This window comes from Rhizobium giardinii bv. giardinii H152 (assembly GCF_000379605.1).
Classification (GTDB): domain Bacteria; phylum Pseudomonadota; class Alphaproteobacteria; order Rhizobiales; family Rhizobiaceae; genus Pararhizobium; species Pararhizobium giardinii.
In genome coordinates this window covers 76,152-94,348 of sequence record NZ_KB902668.1, presented here as the reverse complement: position 1 = coordinate 94,348, position 18,197 = coordinate 76,152, and the positions used below count along the sequence as shown (strand labels likewise).

Annotated in this window: 16 protein-coding genes and 1 other RNA gene; 5 read left to right on the top strand and 12 right to left on the bottom strand. The window is 61.8% G+C overall.

Features of this window, described 5'->3' with window-relative positions; translation table 11 throughout:
* Positions 1-103: 103 nt before the first annotated feature.
* The 11 genes from A3AY_RS0115005 to A3AY_RS0114955 all read right to left on the bottom strand — a co-directional run bounded on the left by A3AY_RS0115005 (position 104) and on the right by A3AY_RS0114955 (position 11,123).
* Entirely contained in the window at positions 104-1,537 is a 1,434-nt protein-coding gene (locus tag A3AY_RS0115005) for a UDP-N-acetylmuramoylalanyl-D-glutamyl-2,6-diaminopimelate--D-alanyl-D-alanine ligase (RefSeq protein ID WP_026203465.1), read from the bottom strand.
* Position 1,538: 1 nt separating this feature from the next.
* Positions 1,539-2,999: a UDP-N-acetylmuramoyl-L-alanyl-D-glutamate--2,6-diaminopimelate ligase gene (locus A3AY_RS0115000; RefSeq protein ID WP_018326475.1), complete on the bottom strand. Its 1,461-nt coding sequence runs from the start codon at positions 2,997-2,999 to the stop codon at positions 1,539-1,541.
* A gap of 63 nt (positions 3,000-3,062) precedes the next feature.
* Complete coding sequence (locus A3AY_RS0114995) at positions 3,063-4,808, bottom strand: peptidoglycan D,D-transpeptidase FtsI family protein (RefSeq protein WP_018326474.1); 1,746 nt, start codon at positions 4,806-4,808, stop codon at positions 3,063-3,065.
* Complete coding sequence (gene ftsL, locus A3AY_RS0114990) at positions 4,808-5,206, bottom strand: cell division protein FtsL (RefSeq protein ID WP_018326473.1); 399 nt, start codon at positions 5,204-5,206, stop codon at positions 4,808-4,810. Before ftsL ends, A3AY_RS0114995 begins: the two co-directional genes overlap by 1 nt.
* A 3-nt stretch (positions 5,207-5,209) precedes the next feature.
* Positions 5,210-6,241, bottom strand: a complete 1,032-nt coding sequence (rsmH, locus tag A3AY_RS0114985) for a 16S rRNA (cytosine(1402)-N(4))-methyltransferase RsmH (protein WP_018326472.1) — start codon at positions 6,239-6,241, stop codon at positions 5,210-5,212.
* A gap of 14 nt (positions 6,242-6,255) precedes the next feature.
* Positions 6,256-6,696: a division/cell wall cluster transcriptional repressor MraZ gene (gene mraZ, locus A3AY_RS0114980; RefSeq protein ID WP_018326471.1), complete on the bottom strand. Its 441-nt coding sequence runs from the start codon at positions 6,694-6,696 to the stop codon at positions 6,256-6,258.
* 422 nt (positions 6,697-7,118) lie between these two features.
* An RNA gene (rnpB, locus tag A3AY_RS37070) (RNase P RNA component class A) lies at positions 7,119-7,517 on the bottom strand.
* A gap of 72 nt (positions 7,518-7,589) precedes the next feature.
* Entirely contained in the window at positions 7,590-8,780 is a 1,191-nt protein-coding gene (locus A3AY_RS0114975) for an NAD(P)/FAD-dependent oxidoreductase (protein ID WP_018326470.1), read from the bottom strand.
* A 116-nt stretch (positions 8,781-8,896) separates the two neighbouring features.
* Positions 8,897-9,424 (bottom strand): lytic transglycosylase domain-containing protein, encoded by a 528-nt coding sequence (locus tag A3AY_RS0114970; protein ID WP_018326469.1) that lies wholly within the window; start codon positions 9,422-9,424, stop codon positions 8,897-8,899.
* Positions 9,425-9,654: 230 nt separating this feature from the next.
* On the bottom strand, positions 9,655-10,419 hold the full coding sequence (locus tag A3AY_RS0114960; protein ID WP_018326467.1) for an N-acetylmuramoyl-L-alanine amidase: 765 nt from the start codon (positions 10,417-10,419) through the stop codon (positions 9,655-9,657).
* Positions 10,416-11,123 carry a J domain-containing protein gene (locus tag A3AY_RS0114955; RefSeq protein ID WP_018326466.1) on the bottom strand — a complete coding sequence of 236 codons (708 nt, stop codon included), beginning with the start codon at positions 11,121-11,123 and terminating at the stop codon, positions 10,416-10,418. Before A3AY_RS0114955 ends, A3AY_RS0114960 begins: the two co-directional genes overlap by 4 nt.
* A 382-nt stretch (positions 11,124-11,505) precedes the next feature.
* Here A3AY_RS0114955 and A3AY_RS0114950 point away from each other — a divergent pair, with 382 nt between their 5' ends.
* The 3 genes from A3AY_RS0114950 (at position 11,506) to A3AY_RS0114940 (ending at position 14,556) form a co-directional block, all read left to right on the top strand.
* Positions 11,506-12,720, top strand: a complete 1,215-nt coding sequence (locus A3AY_RS0114950) for a pyrophosphate--fructose-6-phosphate 1-phosphotransferase (protein WP_018326465.1) — start codon at positions 11,506-11,508, stop codon at positions 12,718-12,720.
* Between the two features lie 84 nt (positions 12,721-12,804).
* The gene (locus tag A3AY_RS0114945; protein ID WP_026203464.1) at positions 12,805-13,440 is read left to right on the top strand and encodes a LysE family translocator; all 636 of its coding nucleotides are present in this window, start codon (positions 12,805-12,807) and stop codon (positions 13,438-13,440) included.
* 117 nt (positions 13,441-13,557) lie between these two features.
* Positions 13,558-14,556 (top strand): lytic transglycosylase domain-containing protein, encoded by a 999-nt coding sequence (locus A3AY_RS0114940; RefSeq protein ID WP_026203463.1) that lies wholly within the window; start codon positions 13,558-13,560, stop codon positions 14,554-14,556.
* A gap of 43 nt (positions 14,557-14,599) precedes the next feature.
* Here the strand turns inward: A3AY_RS0114940 and A3AY_RS0114935 are convergent, their stop codons facing one another.
* Complete coding sequence (locus A3AY_RS0114935) at positions 14,600-15,949, bottom strand: serine hydrolase domain-containing protein (protein ID WP_026203462.1); 1,350 nt, start codon at positions 15,947-15,949, stop codon at positions 14,600-14,602.
* A gap of 323 nt (positions 15,950-16,272) precedes the next feature.
* Between A3AY_RS0114935 and A3AY_RS0114930 the strand changes: the two genes are divergently transcribed.
* Both A3AY_RS0114930 and A3AY_RS0114925 read left to right on the top strand, forming a co-directional pair.
* Positions 16,273-17,523: a BtaA family protein gene (locus A3AY_RS0114930; protein WP_018326461.1), complete on the top strand. Its 1,251-nt coding sequence runs from the start codon at positions 16,273-16,275 to the stop codon at positions 17,521-17,523.
* On the top strand, positions 17,520-18,182 hold the full coding sequence (locus tag A3AY_RS0114925) for a class I SAM-dependent methyltransferase (RefSeq protein ID WP_018326460.1): 663 nt from the start codon (positions 17,520-17,522) through the stop codon (positions 18,180-18,182). Before A3AY_RS0114930 ends, A3AY_RS0114925 begins: the two co-directional genes overlap by 4 nt.
* The last annotated feature ends 15 nt before the right edge of the window (positions 18,183-18,197 follow it).

Genomic DNA, 18,197 nt, shown 5'->3' with positions numbered 1-18,197 from the left:
GTTCGTTGCAGGTGTCATCCATCAGAATCACCGAATGGAAGAATAGCTGCGAAGTATCAAAAGTGTCAGCAGGGAACAGCGCCGCAAAAGCCTTGTCCCAGCCTTATTCGGCGTGCCCCGTCCCGGATGAAGGCGGATATTTCTCAAGCAAAGCCGCAACGATCCTGCCGCAACCGGTCCCCTTCGACGACTTGATCATCACCACGTCGCCGGCCGCGATCGAGCCGAGCGCAAATTGCTTCAGCTCATCGACCGTTTCACGGTATTCGACATGAACATCCTCAGGCAGCGCATCGCGCAAATGCGCCATCTCCGGTCCGGCAAGCCAAACGTCGCGGATATCGGCTTCGACCAGCGGCACAGCAAGCTCGGCGTGAACCCTGCCCGCGAATTCGCCCATTTCCAGCATGTCGCCGAGAATGGCGATACGGCGCCCGCCTTCGGGCAGTTCGGTATCCTTGAGGAGCGCGATCGCGGCGCGCATCGATGCCGGATTGGCGTTGTAGCTTTCGTCGATCAGCACGAAGGAACCCGATCCGATCGGCAGGCGGTACCTTGCGCCCCGCCCCTTCTCCGGCTGCAAAGTCGCAAGAGCCGCAACCGCGGCATCCACATCCGCCCCGACGAGAGCCGCAGCGCCGATCGCCGCCAAGGCGTTCTCCGCAATATGGCGGCCCGGCGCGCCCAGCTGGATCTCCAGCGTCCTGCCGCCGATCGCCGCCCAGAGCACCGCCCCTTCCGCCCCCCCTGCAAACTCCACCATGCGGAAATCGGCCTTCGCGCTGCTCCCGAAGCTGTGCACGTGGGCAACGCCCAGAGCGGTTGCCGCTTTTTCCAGCGTGTCAAACTGCTCGTTATCGCGGTTGAGGATCACGTGGCCGTCGTCAACGAGGCCTTCCATGATCTCCGCCTTGGCAGAGGCGATCTCGCCGAGATCCTTGAAATTGCCGAGATGGGCCGCCGCGATCGTGGTGATGATCGCCACATGCGGACGGACCATATTGACCAGCGGCCGGATTTCATCGACGTGGTTCATGCCGATCTCGAAGATGCCGAAATCGGTGTTTTCCGGCATGCGCGACAGGGTCAGCGGCACGCCCCAGTGATTGTTGAACGAGGCGACCGATGCATGCACGCGGCCCGACGGCGAGAGTACGTGACGCAGCATCTCCTTGGTCGTGGTCTTGCCGACGGAACCGGTGACGGCGATGATCTTGGCGGCACTGCGGTCGCGCGCCGCACAGCCGAGCCGCACCATGGCCTCCAGCACGTCGTCGACGACGATCATCGGCGCGGTCAGCCGCCCGAGCGCCGGCAGTTTTGCTTCGCTGACGACGAGCAGCGCTGCGCCATTGGCGATCGCGATCCCGGCATAGTCGTGGCCATCGACCCGGTCGCCCTTGATCGCAAAGAAAGCTTCGCCCTTGGCGATGGAGCGGCTGTCGATCGAGATGCCGGTGATGCCTTCAGGCAGGTTCCCCATCGGGCGGCCGTGCATGGCCGCCATCAGGTCGCTTACTGTCCAGAGAAAGCTCAAATCATTGACCTCCCAATGCTTTTCGGAGCTCGGCATGGTCGGAGAAAGGCAGGGTAACGGAGCCGATCGTCTGCCCTTCCTCATGCCCCTTGCCGGCGACAATGAGCGTATCGCCGGATGTCAACATGGCGACGGCAGCCCTGATCGCTTCCGCGCGGTCGCCGATTTCGGTGGCGCCCCTGGCCTCCGCCATGATTTCGCTGCGAATGGTTGCGGGAACTTCCGAGCGAGGATTATCGTCGGTGACGATCACCACGTCGGCAAGCCGCGTTGCAATTTCGCCCATGATCGGCCGCTTGCCCTTGTCTCGGTCTCCGCCGCAGCCGAAGACCAGGATGATACGTCCGGTCGTGAACGGACGGACGGATGTCAGGACGTTTTCCAGCGCATCCGGCTTGTGGGCGTAGTCGACATAGGCGAGCGCGCCATCCCTGGTATGGCCGACCAGTTCGAGACGGCCCGAAGCGCCCTGAAGCTGTTCGAGCGCCGCCATCGCCGCCCTGGCATCGACACCGGTCGCCATGGCGAGACCGGCGGCAACGAGCGCATTGGAGACCTGGAAGTCGCCGGCCAGCGGTACGTGCACCTCGAAAATCTCATCGCCGACGTGAACCTCGGCGATCTGCTTGTGGCGGAAATGCTCGACGCGCTTCAGGCTCAGATAGTCGCCCTTGCGCCCGACGGTCAGAACCTCGTGGCCGGCCGCCCTGGCTGCCGTGATCGCCGCCGCCGACCAGGCGTCGTCGGCGAAGATCACCGCCGGCGATCCTTTCGGCAGCACACCGTCGAACAGCCGCATCTTGGCGGCCATGTAGTCCTCGACGGTCGGATGGTAGTCCATGTGGTCGCGGCCGAGATTGGTGAAACCGGCGGCGGCAAGGCGCACCCCGTCGAGACGGCTCTGGTCGAGCCCGTGGCTCGATGCTTCCATGGCCGCGTGGGTGACGCCGGCATCGGCCAGTTCCGCGAGCAGCTTGTGCAAGGACACCGGATCCGGTGTCGTCAGCGAGCCGTAATCGTTGCGGCCGGGCGCGATGACGCCCGTGGTGCCGATCATGGCCGCCGCGTGGCCGCAATGGGCCCAGATCTGGCGGGTGAACGAGGCGACCGACGTCTTTCCGGCCGTCCCGGTTACCGCCACCATCGTCTGCGGCTGGCGCCCGTAGAAATTTGCGGCGGCAAGCGCAAGCACGCGGCGAGGCGCCGAGGCGGCAAAAACCGGTATTGAGGCATCATTCGAGAGTTTAGCGCCTGCGACCACGGCTGCGGCGCCGCGCGCTATCGCGTCATCGATGAAGGCCTTGCCGTCCGCCTTGCTACCCGAGAGCGCCACGAACAGCGCCCCGGGAACGACCTGCCGGCTATCGGCGGTGATGGCGGCAATGTCGATATCGCCGGCGGCGGCGTTCAACTGCGCGGCAATTTCCGGGAAATCCTTCCCGATCAGCTCTTTGATCTTCATGGATGCACTTTTCAGTTATACCGACCCGCCGGGCGGCGAATCCTCCGCGTTGTCATTCCATGGTCAATAAGACACAAGCAAGGCAGAACCGTCTTCACCGAACTTCGGCTCGACGCCGAGAAGCGGCGCAGAGCGGCTGATGATGTCGCGAACCATCGGGGCTGCGGTGTTGCCTGCAAGTGCTGCGCCATTGCCCTTGTCGGTTTTCGGCTCGTCGATGAAGGTCAGAACCACGTAACGCGGATCATCAATCGGGAAGCCGGCCAGAAAGGCGTTGAAATTGGCCGCGTTCGAATACCGGCCGTTCACAACCTTGTCTGCGGTCCCGGTCTTGCCGCCGACATTGTAGCCCGGCACGCGCGCATTCTTGCCGGAGCCATTGACGGCGTTCCAGCGGAACAGGAAGCGCATATCGTCGCTGGTCGATTTCTTGATGACGGTCGTCGAGGCGGCCTCTGCCTCCTGCGCCGTGCGCGGCAGGAAGGTCGGTTCGATGAGATGGCCGCCGTTCAACAGGGCGGCACCCGCCACTGCGGTCTGCAAAGGCGTCGTGGAGACGCCGTGACCGAAGGAGATGGTGATCGAGTTGATCTTCTTCCATTCGCGCGGTTGGCTCGGCGTCTTCACTTCGGGCAGTTCGGTCTGCATCTTGGAAAGCAGGCCTATCCTGGTCAGGAACTCCTTGTGACCGGCGATGCCAACGATATCGGCCATCTTGGCCGTTCCGATATTGGATGAATACTGGAAGATTTCCGGCACGGTCAGAACGCGATGCTTGCCGTGGAAATCCTTGATGGTGAAGCCGCCGATGCGAATGGGGAAGCGGGCATCGAAGCTATCCTTCAACGTCACCTTTCCGGAATCGAGCGCCATCGCGGTCGTAAACGACTTGAAGGTCGACCCCATCTCGAACGTGCCGTTCGACATGCGGTTCATCCAGCCTTCCTTGGCGCCATCGGCGGGCTTGTTCGGATCATAATCGGGATAGGACACCATGGCGAGAATTTCGCCGGTCTTCACATCCATCACCACGCCGCCTGCGGCCAGCGACTTGAACTTACCCATGGCATCGACGACGACATCGCGCAGGATGTTCTGCACACGCAGGTCGATTGAGAGCTTGACCGGCTCGAGTTTCGCATCGCTGGTCATGCCGATGGCGGCAAGATCGGCCAGCCCCTGATTGTCGATCCATCGCTCCATGCCGGCGATGCCGCGGTTGTCGACATTGACGTGGCCGACGATATGCGAGGCTGTGGCGCCACCCGGATAGAAGCGGCGCTTTTCCGGCCGAAAGCCGATGCCGGGAATGCCGAGCGCCAGGATTTCACTCTGCTGTTTCGGCGTGAGCTGGCGGCGCAGCCACTGGAACCGCGATTTGGATTTCAGCTTGTTGTAGATTTCCGCGACGTTGAGATTGGGCAGGACGGTTGACAGTTGCTCGACCGCCTCGTCGGCATCGACGATCTTGTGCGGCTCGGCATAGAGCGAGACCGTGCGGATGTCGGTTGCCAGGATCTCACCGTTGCGGTCGAGAATATCCGGGCGCGAGGCCATCAGGTTGTCGGCGCGGCCGATGCTGGAAACCGTGTCCGGCTTCGCCAGACCGTACTGCACGAGGCGGCCGCCGATGACGCAGTAGACTGCCGCGAAGCTGACGATGACGATCGCGACACGGCTTCTGGCCTGATTGCTGCTCTTCTTGCGGGTTCCCTGGAACGGGATGCTGAGATCGCCTGGATGATTGTTGCCGCCGGCGGAGAAATGGGCCTTGCTCTTGACGACCATGATGCGGGAAAGAAAAGACATCAGCGCGCCACCGAACCTGTTTCAATGTTATCCGTCTTTGCTGCCGGCTTCTTCGACTTGCTTTTGGCCAGCCCCATGACTTCGAGAACGTCCTGCGGCGGCGGCAGATCGGCCTTCAGCATCGGCAGTTCTTCGGGACGGGCAAGCTGGGTCGAGGCGGTCGGCGCGAGCTGCAGGTCCTGCTGATAGACGGTCACCAGCTTTTCAAGGCGATTGGGCTGGGTGAGCAGAGCCCAGTCGGCACGCAGCAGGTCGATCGTGTCTTCCTCGAGCTTGATCCCGGCCTCGAGCTTGCGCACTTCTTCAAGCTTGTTTTCCGCCTGGTGCTTGATCGTGTAGGTGACGGTCGCTGCGGCCGTCATGACGACGATCAGGACGATGTCAAAGGTACGCAACATGTCTCAACCCCCAATCTTTCCAAGGCTCGCCAGGTTCGGCAAATCGAATATGGACAGATCATCTGCCTGAGGCGGGGCATCGGTGCGGGCGCCAACCCGCATCTTGGCGGACCGGGCGCGCGGGTTGCTGGACGCTTCGTCTTCACTGGCCGCCACCATAGACTTGCCAACTGGTGCGAAGGTTGCCGCACGCTCATGCACCAGCGGCATGTGACGGGAACCGGAGGCCTTGCCGGCGCGATCCTGGAAGAATTTCTTGACGATCCGGTCTTCCAGCGAGTGGAAGGTGACGACGGTCAGCCGCCCGCCGGGCTTCAGCACGCGCTCAGCCGCAAACAGCGCCCTGGCAAGCTCGCCGAGTTCGTCGTTGACGAAGATGCGCAGCGCCTGGAAGACGCGCGTGGCAGGATGAATCTTGTCCTTCGCCTTGCGCGGCGTAACGATCTCGATCAGCCCCGCAAGATCCCGCGTCGTGACGAAAGGCTCTTCAAGCCGGCGCTTTTCGATGGCGCGGGCGATGCGGCCCGACTGCGGCTCCTCGCCGAGGAAGCCGAAGATGCGCGTGAGGTCCGAAACTTTCGCCCGGTTGACGACGTCTGCCGCGGAAACCCCGTCCGACGACATGCGCATGTCGAGCGGACCGCGCCTCTGGAAGGAGAAGCCACGCTCGGCCTCGTCGATCTGCATGGAGGAAACACCGATATCGAGCACGACACCGTCGAGCCCGCCTTCGGGAGCATAACGCGCAAGATCGGAGAACCGCGAATGAATAAGGGTGAGATGACCTTTGCTGGCCTCAACCAGCGACTGCCCGCCCTGAATGGCCGCCGGATCGCGATCGAGCGCGATCACATCGGCACCGGCCGCCAGAATGGCCGAGGTGTAACCACCAGCACCAAAGGTACCATCGAGAATGATCTTGCCGGGAGTGAGATCGAGGCTCGCAAGCACCTCTGGGAGAAGAACCGGAATGTGGCGGACCGGTCCGCCATCGGCATCGGCATCGGGTAAGCCTTCGCCTTGATCCGCCATCATTCCGCCTCTCCACTCTAGTCCGAACGCTGACCTCGCAACCTGCGTTCTTCCCGCGCCGCCGCCTGGCGTTCCAGAAACACTTGCGGCGCCCACAACTGAAAATGATCCGCCCGCCCCACGAAGGTTACCTCCGTGGTGATGCCAGTGAAGTCGCGGATGAAATCCGTAACCATCAATCGGCCTTCCTGGTCGAGCTTCATGAAGACCCCGCCCCCATGAATCAAGAGCGACATCTGATTGGCCTGCGGCGAAAACGGATCCTCGCCGCCGATCTGCCTTTCGAAACGGTCCAGCAATTCCGGACCGCCGGCGCTGATAGCCGGAAAGACGAAATCCTGAAAGCAATAAAGCTCCCGAATATCGAGCGCCGACAGAACAGAGCGAAACATCGAAGGAACGGAAACCCGCCCCTTTGCATCGATCCGGTTTGTCGCATGCGACAGGAAGCGGTTCATGACGCGATACTGCCGTTTCCGCTAAACGTGCAAGCCCCAACGGCCCGCACACACCCTCAAAACAAGGCACAACACTCCACCAGCGGGCGACATGCCCGTTCGAAAACCCTCCGAAGGGAGGTCCCGAGACTTGCGGTGAATCGGCCTGAATCAGCCCGTGTTTTGTGCATGATTGGGATAACATGGGACCATATGGGCGTCAATGGGATTTGCTCTATTTCAGCACGCGTCGTCAGCAAATATTGATAGACCGTTAAGTTTAACAAATGGTTACAACAGCCACCTCAACGCTTTGGATTCACTGTCGAATCGCCGCCGGAAAAATGATTATTTTAAATCTTAGCAATATATAAAAATAATAATCATTCAAGCGGATACGCGATTTCTGAAATCGCGATCGCCGGGATCAGGAAAAAGGAGAATTTGCCAGTTGGCCTATAAGCCGGGTTCTGTATGGCCCCGGCCCGAAAGCCGGAACGTGGCAGCCATTCATCTGGGACAACGCTTGCGCGCTGCCTCCTGCAACCCACCCGGATGACTGGCCCGGAAAAGGCCGGATCGCTTGCGCGGTCCACGTCATCCCTATTCGGTCTTGCTCCCGGTGGGGTTTGCCTTGCCACCCATGTTGCCATGCGCGCGGTGGGCTCTTACCCCACCCTTTCACCCTTACCTGCTGGGAAGCAGGCGGTATCCTCTCTGTGGCACTTTCCCTGGGGTCGCCCCCGCCGGACGTTATCCGGCACCGTTTTTCCGTGGAGCCCGGACTTTCCTCCCCCCGCAGCCTTTCGGCCCTAGCGGAGAGCGGCTGCCCGGCCAACTGGCAGGCGGTGCATAGCCGACGCATCCGCCAATTGCCATAGGCAAAAGAAAATAAGGCCTCGCCGCCCACATTTCTACCGGTAGCAGACCAAAAAATCCGTCTGGTATTCCGACGTTTCCAACTGGCCGTTCTCGAGCAGCAACGCCCCGAGCCGCCCGATCTCGTCCGAGCTTTTTGCCGCCATGCCATTGCCGCCAGTCAAGACGGCGATGCGATCCGATCCGGAAAAGCCGATATAGGGGTAACCGTGACGGGTGAAGGTCGTAACGCAAGGGCTCCACTTGAGCGATACCGGCCTGAAAGTAGGCATGGCACGAGACAGCAAGCCTGCCATATGGTCGGCTGCTGCCTGATTTGCGCCGCGACGGAACCAGGCCCGCACCTCACCCTCGCTGCCAAGATTGATGTCGCTCGGATCGCCACCGATCTTGATGTAGGACTTGCCATCGGGGTAGCGGATCGGCGGCAGCAGGTAATAGCTCTCGTCCTGCCGCGGCGAGGACCCTATCAGAGATGGCATTCCGGCAAACCGGGGCAGATCGTCGTCTGCCACCTCGGCAAACAGAACCGTCCGGGCCTTGACCACAAGATCGAGCGGCCGGGAAAATAATTGTCTGGAAATCGAAAACCCGCCAGCCGCAATGAGCACGCGGCCGCAGGTATACGATGCGCCCCGCGCGGTGCCGACCACGACGGCTTGCGCGGTCTCCTCGACCGAGACGACTTCCGAACGATCGATCGTGACGCCGGCCCTTTCGGCAAGAGCCACCTGCGCCCGTACCAGCGCCCGCGGGTTGATATGCCCGGCATTGCGGGGTTCGAACACGCCGCCGTAACCGACAGGAAAACGGAACCAGGGGAATTGATCGGCAAGATCCCGTTCCTCGACGAACGGTGCGTCGACGCCGAGGCGGTCGCGGGCGGAGATGACCTTGTCGAGATAGCCGTCCTCGCCACCCGGCAGCGGGGCCGCGATCAGGCAACCGGTTTCGCTGTAGAAGTCGACGCCGCTCTCGTTTTCGATCTCGGCGTAACGCTCGATGGACCGCCGGGCCAAAAGGGCCCACACGGGATCGGGATCGATCGTGCGCGTAATGCGACCGTTGTCGTAGTGGCTGCCGAACACACCGTCGTGGCTCTGCCAGGTTTCCGGTTCGTCCGGTCCAATCAGCGCAATCCTGGCGCCGCTGCGGGCCAGATGGCGGGCGGCGGCCGCGCCCATCATGCCCTTGCCAACAATGATGAAATCGAAAGTTCTCGCCATTCCTGCCGTCCTTGAAAACGATCCGACGGAGATAGCATGGCACTTGCCGGCTGGCATCTGCGAACTTCAAAAATGTCGGTACTCAAAACCTGGTCCGACATCCGAAGCGCTTAATATTAGTTGATGATGCTCTGGACCTTGCCGCAATAACGGCGCGACACCGGATTCATCTTCGTGGCGCCGTGACCGGCATTGTAGCGCAGGATCGTGCCGCAGGTGAAACCGCCGGACAGTTCATGCGCCATGGCCAGGTATTTCATACCGAACTTGATGTTCGTCTCTGGATCGAACAGGCCACCCTTGCCCCCGGTATAACCCATCATCCGGGCCGTCGCCGGTTTGATCTGCATCAGGCCGATTTCACCGGCGCTGCCGCGTGCCTTGGGATTGAAGTTGCTTTCGACCTTGACGACCGCGTGGGCGAGATCGACCGGAACGCCGTATTGCTTTGCATAGACCTGGATGAGGCCGCTATAGGTCGTCGTCTCGAGGGAGGCGCCCGGCGCAGGATAACCCGTGGTTCTCGTGGCTGGCGTGATGGAGGAAGTGATGGTCTTGTCTATGCCCTCGGCATATGACGTTTCAACCCCGGAAAAGAGCATGCAGAAGCATGCCGCAGTCGCAGCAAGATGCGATAGTCTCATTTAGCTTGAAATCTCCACTTTCGGGCACAGCAGCATCTGGGCGCACCCCGCCCTGCCGTCTTGCATTCCGATCTTCGTCATCAGCAGGAAGAGGCGATGCGCCTCGAAATCACCTGCAATTCGGTACGGCCGCAAAAGACCCCGGCATCTTGACGATCATGTGGCAGTGCACAAATTTTGTAACAGGAGGGCTCCAGGCGGGTCTTCAAAAACCGCCTCGGCAAGTCCGCTCAGCGGCTGAAATTCGGCAGCGCGGACAGGAGCCTGTGGAGTGTATCGAGTGTCGAAATATCGGCGATGCCGTCGACCCGGGCCCGGCGAAAATGGCGCTGGAAGGCGGCAACCGCCCCCTCCGTCGTCTCGCAAAAAATGCCTGTCACTTCAATTCCGTAGCCATAGAGCGACAGCATCGTCTGAACCGCTTCGACTGGCTGGCCCTGATCGCCCTTTTGGAAAAATCGTCCGCCGCCGATCGGAGCTGGCGCAACCCAGTGGCCGACGCCCCGCGAATGGAGCACTTCCCAGGGAAATTTTTCTCCCGGATCCACCTTGCGAATGGGAGCCACATCGCTGTGCGCAAGCACCCGTTCAGGGGCGATAGACCAGCGATTGCCACAGTCCCGACACAATTCGGCGACCGCTTCGATCTGCGCCGGGGGGAAATCCGGCAGTCCGCCGAGGTGACCGGCATTGGCGATTTCGATGCCGATCGAACGGGAATTGATGTCTGTCTCGCCCTTCCAGACGCTCTTGCCGGCGTGCCAGGCGCGACGATCCTCGGTAACGAGCTGATCGATTCGCCCATCCTCATGGACGAAATAGTGGCAGGAAACCTGGCTTTCCTCACGACAGAGCCAGTCGAGCGCGGCAGCCGCCGTCTCCATGCCGGTGTAGTGCAGGATGATCATGTCCGGTTTCAGGCCGCCTGCCCTTTCGCCATGGTTGGGCGATGGCACGGCGCGCGCGGCCGCATAGTCACAGGCGAAGTGCGTCATGCAGCGCGGCGTTCTTTCTCGATCGCCTCATAGGCGGCATTGAGAGCCGCCATGCGATCATTGGCGATCGCGTGCAATTCTTCCGGCACGCCGCGCGCAACCAGCATGTCCGGATGATTCTCCGAGACGAGCACGCGGTAGCGCGTGCGGATGATCGAAAAGTCGTCCTTCGGCGAGACGCCGAGCACTTCGTAAGGATTGGCACCGGACGGATGAACATGTCGCGCCAGGATTTCCTGGAACTGCTCTTCGTCCATGCCGAAGATTTCACCGACGCGCCTCAGGAACACGATCTCCTTTTCGTGCAGGGCGCCATCCGACTTGGCGATATGGAAAAGCCCGTCGATGATATCTTCCAGCACCGGACAATGCTGCTCGCAGGAAACGCAGAGCGACGCCATCTTTTCCGCATAGGCCTCGTAACCGGCGACGTCCTGGCGCGCAAGATTGTAGAGCCGCGCAACGTTTTGCGCCTGATCGTTCGGAAATTTGAAGATATCCCGGAAGGCGGACACTTCGGCCTCTGTCACAACGCCGTCGGCCTTTGCCATCTTGGCGGACAGTGCGATCATGGCGACCGAAAAAGCCACCTTGCGGCGCGTCTCCGGGTCACCTTCAAACAGCGTCCGGACCGCCTCGACCACGCCGGCAAGCGCGTTGCCCGCCGCGGTGACGATGCTGAGGATGCGATCCCAAAGTGACATAGGCACGTTCTTTCCCATCATTGCTGATCCACATTGCTTTCGGGAGCGGCAGCACGGGCAAAGCGCCCATGGACGAGTGCGAAGAGGCAGACACAGCGGTGCGGCCGCAATAGGCGGGCGGCTTATGGAGCAGCTTGAACAGATGTTGACGCAGATTGCAAGGCATGGAACCCGCCGAATCGGCCCAGATGACGAATTTGTGATGGCACCTCACTATTTCCATCAGGTGGGTGGCCGTCGCATGCAGGTCTGGCGCTCGGGCGCAAGGCGCGCATCGGATAAGCCTGCGCCTCTGCCTCAGTGACGGGATGTCATTTAACTTCCACGGGATTTGCGCTAGAGAGACCTCGAACGATCTTGCCGAAATCCCGAGGAGACATCCATGCCCAAACAGAAAGTTGCAATGCTGACCGCAGGCGGCCTCGCCCCCTGCCTGTCCTCCGCCGTCGGTGGCCTGATCGAACGTTACACCGACATCGCGCCGGATATCGAGCTGGTTGCCTATCGTTCCGGTTATCAGGGTCTGCTTCTTGCCGACCGGATCGAAATCACCCGCGACATGCGCGAGAAGGCCCCTATCCTGCACCGCCATGGCGGCTCGCCGATCGGCAACAGCCGCGTGAAGCTCACCAATGCCGCGGACTGCGTCAAGCGCGGCCTCGTCAAGGACGGCCAGAACCCCCTGCGGGTTGCTGCCGAGCAGCTTGCTGCTGATGGAATCACCATTCTGCATACGATCGGCGGCGACGACACAAATACGACGGCAGCCGATCTCGCCGCCTACCTCGGCGCCAATGGCTACGACCTCACCGTCGTCGGTCTGCCCAAGACGGTCGACAACGACGTGGTGCCGATCCGCCAGTCGCTCGGTGCCTGGACAGCCGCAGAATACGGCGCGAAGTTCTTCGACCATGTCAGCAACGAGCAGAGTGCTGCTCCGCGCACCCTCGTCGTGCATGAAGTCATGGGTCGTCACTGCGGCTGGCTGACCGCCGCCACCGCCCGTGCCTACATCCAGATGACCGACGACAAGGAGTTCGTCGACGGCTTCATGATGAACGCCAAGATGAAGAACATCGACGGGCTCTACCTGCCCGAAACCGCCTTCAACCTCGAAGCCGAGGCGTCGCGTCTGCGCGCCACGATGGACAAGGCGGGCTTCGTCACCCTGTTCGTCAGCGAAGGCGCATGCCTTGACGCCGTCGTTGCCGAGCGCGAGGCTGCCGGCGAGGCAATCAAGCGCGACGCCTTTGGCCATGTGAAGATCGACACGATCAATGTCGGGGGCTGGTTCTCCAAGCAGTTCGCGGCCCTGCTTGGCGCCGAACGCTCGATGGTGCAGAAATCCGGCTACTACGCGCGCTCGGCACCGGCCAACGGCGATGACCTGCGTCTTATCCAGGGCATGGTCGATCTTGCCGTCGAAAGCGCGCTGAACAAGGTTTCCGGCGTCACCGGTCACGACGAGGATCAGGGCGGCAGGCTGCGGACAATCGAATTCCCGCGCATCCGCGGCGGCAAGCATTTCGACACCTCGGTCAAGTGGTTCGGCGAAGTGATGGATGTCATCGGCCAGAAATGGTCTCCGGCGGCCTGATTCGCCGGTTGGAAATGCCTATTGACGGCTCCGTTTGCGCATGGCTTCCTCGATGGAACGCCACGTCCAGACGGAGCCTTTTTCATGTCGATCGAACACTGGCTGGCCTTCGCCGCCGCCTCGGCCATCCTGCTCGCTATCCCCGGCCCGACCATTCTCCTGGTGATCTCCTACGCGCTCGGACACGGACGCAAGATTGCACGCGCCACGGTTGCCGGCGTCGCTCTCGGTGATTTCACGGCGATGACCGCCTCCATGCTCGGCCTCGGCGCACTGCTGGCAACGTCGGCGGCGATCTTTACCGTTCTGAAATGGGTGGGTGCCGCCTATCTCGTCTGGCTCGGCATCAAGCTGTGGCGCACGCCGATCGCGACCGAAACCACTGACGGGACGATGACAGTGCCGGCCGAGAAACCGTTGCGGATTTTCCTGCACACCTATGTGGTCACGGCGCTGAACCCGAAAAGCATCGTCTTCTTCGTCGCCTTCCTGCCGCAGTTCCTTGATCTCGGCCGTCCGCTGTTCAGCCAGATGCTGATCTTCGAATCGACATTTCTGGTGCTCGCGGCGATCAATGCAACGGCCTATGCGCTGATGGCTTCGGCCGCCCGCAGCACGATTCGAAAGCCGAAAGTTCAGACCATCGTCAACCGCGCCGGCGGCTCGCTGTTGATCGGCGCCGGCCTTCTGACGGCTGGCCTGCGGCGTGCCGGCGCCTGAAACGGCGTCCCGTGCTTGCGGTTCCCTGCCCCATGAGTTAATGAAGATTCATAGATGGCGGCTCTTGGCTGCTGATTTGCAGGGGGCTGCGGGGCCTGACAGCACGAAAGCGACAGCATGCCAAATTTCCGTTTTTCCGTTTCAAAACCGGCTGTTGCGGCCTGTGCTCTGGCCTCGGTGACCCTCGTTGGCGGATGCTCTAGCGTCGAGCGAACCCCGATGGAGCAACTGATGGCGGTGCAGACGGTGACGCCACTGCCGAAGCCCGGAACGGAAATGACGGCTTACGCTCTGCCGACCCCCGACGGCGCAGCGACCGCGACGGCCGCGGCGCTTGCGGCCGAGACCGCGATGATGAAGCCCGGCGAGAATCCGGCCGCAACACCGGTCGGCGCGAGCAATGAAGGCGTTCCGGCTGCCACCCGGATGGCCGTCGCCGTCCCGACGGCAAATCCGCTGGTCACCCCGCAGGTGACGGCGCAGGCCGCGACCCCATCGGCGCTGCCGCAGACGGCAATGGCCATGGTCCCGGCGACCGCGGACCAGACCGCCACCGCCACTGCCCTGTCGCCGCAGATTCCCGAAGGCATGATGATGGCCGCGATGGAATCGGATTTCGACACCGGCGAACCGGTTGGTCTCGAGACCTTGGTCGCCAAGCGCATGATCGTGCCGGTGCAAAAACCGTCGATCGCGGCGGCGGCACTGGGCGGTGCCAAGGAGATGCTGGCGTCGCTGACCGGCGCGGAAAAGCCGACCAGTTCGCGTCCTGAACTCGACCGCCTGATCGCCTATTATGCGAAGCTCAACAATATTCCGGAGGAGCTGGTTCATCGCGTCGTGAAGCGCGAAAGCACCTATAATCCGCGCGCCTATAATGCCGGCAATTACGGCCTGATGCAGATCCGCTACAACACGGCCAAGGGCCTCGGTTACGAAGGTCCGCCTGAAGGCCTGTTCGATGCCGAGACCAACCTGAAATATGCGACGAAGTATCTGGCCGGCGCCTGGATGGTGGCCGACAACCAGAACGACGGCGCCGTCAAGCTCTATGCCAGCGGCTATTATTACCACGCCAAGCGCAAGGGCCTGCTTGAAACGCTGGGCATGAAGTAAGCCTCTTAAGCTGGCCGAAGTCGCCGGATTTCTTCAGGGGCGCTCAATTGACCGCCTCAACGACTTTTGCCTCCAGCATACGCACGTCATAGCCCAGGCTCGCTGGCGTGAGCCCGAGACGAACCACGGCAAGCCCAAGCGACGGGGAAAGCATCACGGTCTGCCCGTCATGCCCCTGCAGCCAGTAGGCATCCGCAGGCAATGGCGGGCCGCCATCCTTGCCGAACTTCGTCCAGACATGTCCTGCGCCATAGCGCCCGTTTGATGCCTTCGTGGGCGTACGCATGAACGTGACAAAATCCGGCGGCAGGATCTGCTCGCCTTTCCAGCTGCCGTTCTGCAACAGGAAGAGAGCGAACCGGGCCCAGTCCCGTGCCGAGGCGTACATGTAGGAGGAGCCAACGAACGTGCCGTGCGCATCCGGCTCCAGCACCGCGCTCGTCATGCCGAGCGGCCGGAACAGCGCCGCGCGCGGAAAGGTGAGCGCCTCGCGGATACTGTCGAAGCTGTCCATCCAGAGCCGCGAAAGAATAGTCGACGTGCCGCTGGAATAGTTGAAGCGCTCGCCTGGCTGCGCCTCGAGCGGTTTCGAAGCCGAGAAATTCGCCATGTCGCCCTCGAGAAACAGCATCCGGGTGACGTCGGTCACATCGCCATAATCCTCGTTGAACTGAAGTCCGCTCTGCATAGCCAGAAGATCGCCGAGCTTTATCTGGCTGCGCGGGTCGTTTCGCCATTGCGGCAGCAACTCCGTACGATCAAGCGCCATCTGCCCTTCCCTGATGCGCAAGCCGACCAGCGCCGCCGTTACCGACTTGGTGATCGACCAGCCAAGCAGCGGCGTAGCGCTGTTGAAACCCTCGCCATAGCGTTCGGCAACGATTCTCCCGTCCTTGACGACGACGATAGCGCGCATGCCGGGCCCGGCAAGCTGCGGATCGGTCAGCAGCGTCTGCACCGCGGGATTGACGTTCGCACCGCTGCCGTCGGGCCAGGGTTTGCCCTCATCGGATTGCGGCGGCCTGCGGCGAAGCTGCCGGTTGCCCGGAAATGCGGCGAACTCACCTTCAGTGACGTTGGTGCATCCGAGACCCTCGCGGTAGATCGCATGGCCGGGAGCGGCAAAGCCGAACATGCGGGCTGTCACCGCCTTGCGGGTTTCATCGACCGATATGCGCACGAGGCGCAGGAGCGGATGCCCGGGCGCCTGGACGTCCTCGGCCAGCACCTCATCGGCGTCGCGGCCGGCCAGGAAAACACTGGAGCAGACAATCTTGGCGGCATAGCTGTCGCCGACGCGCAGCAGTTCTGGCGGCATGACGACAAGCCAGCCGGCAATCGCCGCCACGGCAACCGACACCGAGCCCGCAAGCCACAACAATCTTCTGCGCATACGCACCGCCCTTGCTTCGCCACCGCCACAAAAACAGGATTTCATGCTTTTAGGAAGGGTTTATGGCAATCACTTTGGTGCGAGAATTGTTTCTAACCTATTGATCGCGCCGCTATCTCGCCTGTTGGTAGCACAAACTGGCGATCACGTCCGCGGCTTAAACCGACCCGGAATGGGAACCGACCATTCACGTCATTCGCGCCGCCGGCGATTAGGCAAACGCAAGCGATTTTTGTGAACCGGAATTTGTATAAGCCCTCCGTCATCAAAGTGTAGCGGACTCGTCTTAGAAGCCTTCCAACTTCAACAGATGGCAGGCTGACATGACCGATCTCGCCCCCGATGCAGGCTATGGCAAAAAGAACCACAAGCTTAAAACCGCGTTGATCCAGCACAAGGCGCTTACGCTCGACGGTCTGTCTGAACGTCTTTTCGGACTGCTTTTCACCGGTCTCGTCTATCCGCAGATCTGGGAGGACCCGGCTGTCGACATGGCCGCCATGCAGATCCGGCCGGAACACCATATCGTCACCATCGGGTCGGGCGGCTGCAACATGCTCGCCTATCTCTCTGCCGCACCCGAGCGCATCGACGTCGTTGATCTCAATCCACATCATATCGCGCTCAACCGGCTGAAGCTTGCCGCTTTCCGCCACCTGCCCGCCCATGGGGATGTCGTTCGCTTCCTTGCCCGGCACGATGTTGCCAGCAACGTCCAGGCCTTCGACATGTTCCTCGCGCCCAAGCTCGACACCGCGACACGCAAATACTGGAACAGCCGCGGCCTGACTGGCCAACGCCGCATCCGGGTTTTCGGCAAGAACATCTACCGCACCGGCCTGCTCGGCCGCTTCATCAGCCTCGGTCATCTTCTGGCGCGCTTGCACGGCGTCGATCCGAGCGAGCTTGCCGATGCCCGCTCGATGCGCGAACAGCGGCAGTTCTTCGATGAGCGGCTGGCGCCCCTGTTCGACCGCCCGGTGATCCGCTGGATCACCAGCCGCAAGAGCTCGCTGTTCGGGCTTGGCATCCCGCCGCAACAGTTCGACGAGCTTGCCAGCCTGAGCGAGGAAAAGTCACTGGCCGGCGTGCTGCGCCAGCGTCTCGAAAAGCTTTCCTGCCATTTCCCGCTGAAGGAAAACTATTTCGCCTGGCAGGCCTTTGCCCGCCGCTATCCGCTGCCGCATGAAGGCGAACTGCCGGTCTACCTGCAGGCCAGCCGTCACGAGACGATCCGCAACAATGCCGAACGCGTGCATGTCCATCACGCCAGCTTCACCGAGCTTCTTGCGAAGAAGCCGGCCGGTTCCGTCGACCGCTACGTCCTGCTCGATGCGCAGGATTGGATGAGCGACCGCCAGCTCAATGACCTGTGGAGCGAAATTACCCGCACATCGGCGGAAGGCGCCGTCGTGATCTTCCGCACGGCCGCGGAAGCCAGCATCCTGGAGGGCCGCGTATCGCAGGCCCTGCTTGGCCAGTGGCACTACGATGCGGACAAGTCGCAGGCCCTGAACCTCAAGGATCGCTCTGCCATCTATGGCGGCTTCCATATCTACAGGAAAACGGTATGACGGCGATCGATACCGGCGCCAGCCATGCCCAGCGCATGGACCGGATGTACCGCACGCAGCGGCATTTCTACGACCTGACCCGCAAATACTACCTCTTCGGCCGCGACACGCTGATCCGTGGGCTTGATGTTCCGGCCGGCGGCAGCGTGCTTGAAATCGGCTGCGGCACCGGCCGCAATCTGGCGCTGATCGGCCGGCGTTTTCCGCAGGCGCGCCTATTCGGGCTCGACATCTCGGCTGAAATGCTCGTTTCGGCCGAGGCGAAACTGGGCAGGCCCGGGCGGACGAAGACGGTTCTGCGCGTCGCCGACGCGACCGATTTCCAGCCGTCGGAATTCGGCGAAACCGGCTTCGACCGCATCGTCATTTCCTATGCGCTGTCGATGATCCCGGACTGGGAAAAGGCGATCGACGCGGCGATTGCGGCGCTCAATCCCGGCGGTTCGCTCCATATCGCCGATTTCGGCCAGCAGGAACGCCTGCCGCGTCTGTTCCAGCGCCTGCTCCAAGCCTGGCTGAAACGCTTTCACGTGACGCCGCGCGAGGCGATGGTGACCGTGCTCACGGCCAACGCTGCGAGGTTCGGCGATGCCGTCGACTTCCGTCCGATCGGCCGTGGCTATGCCTGGCTTTTCGTCTATACCCGCTCGTCGAAATAAGCCGCCGCAGGCTGC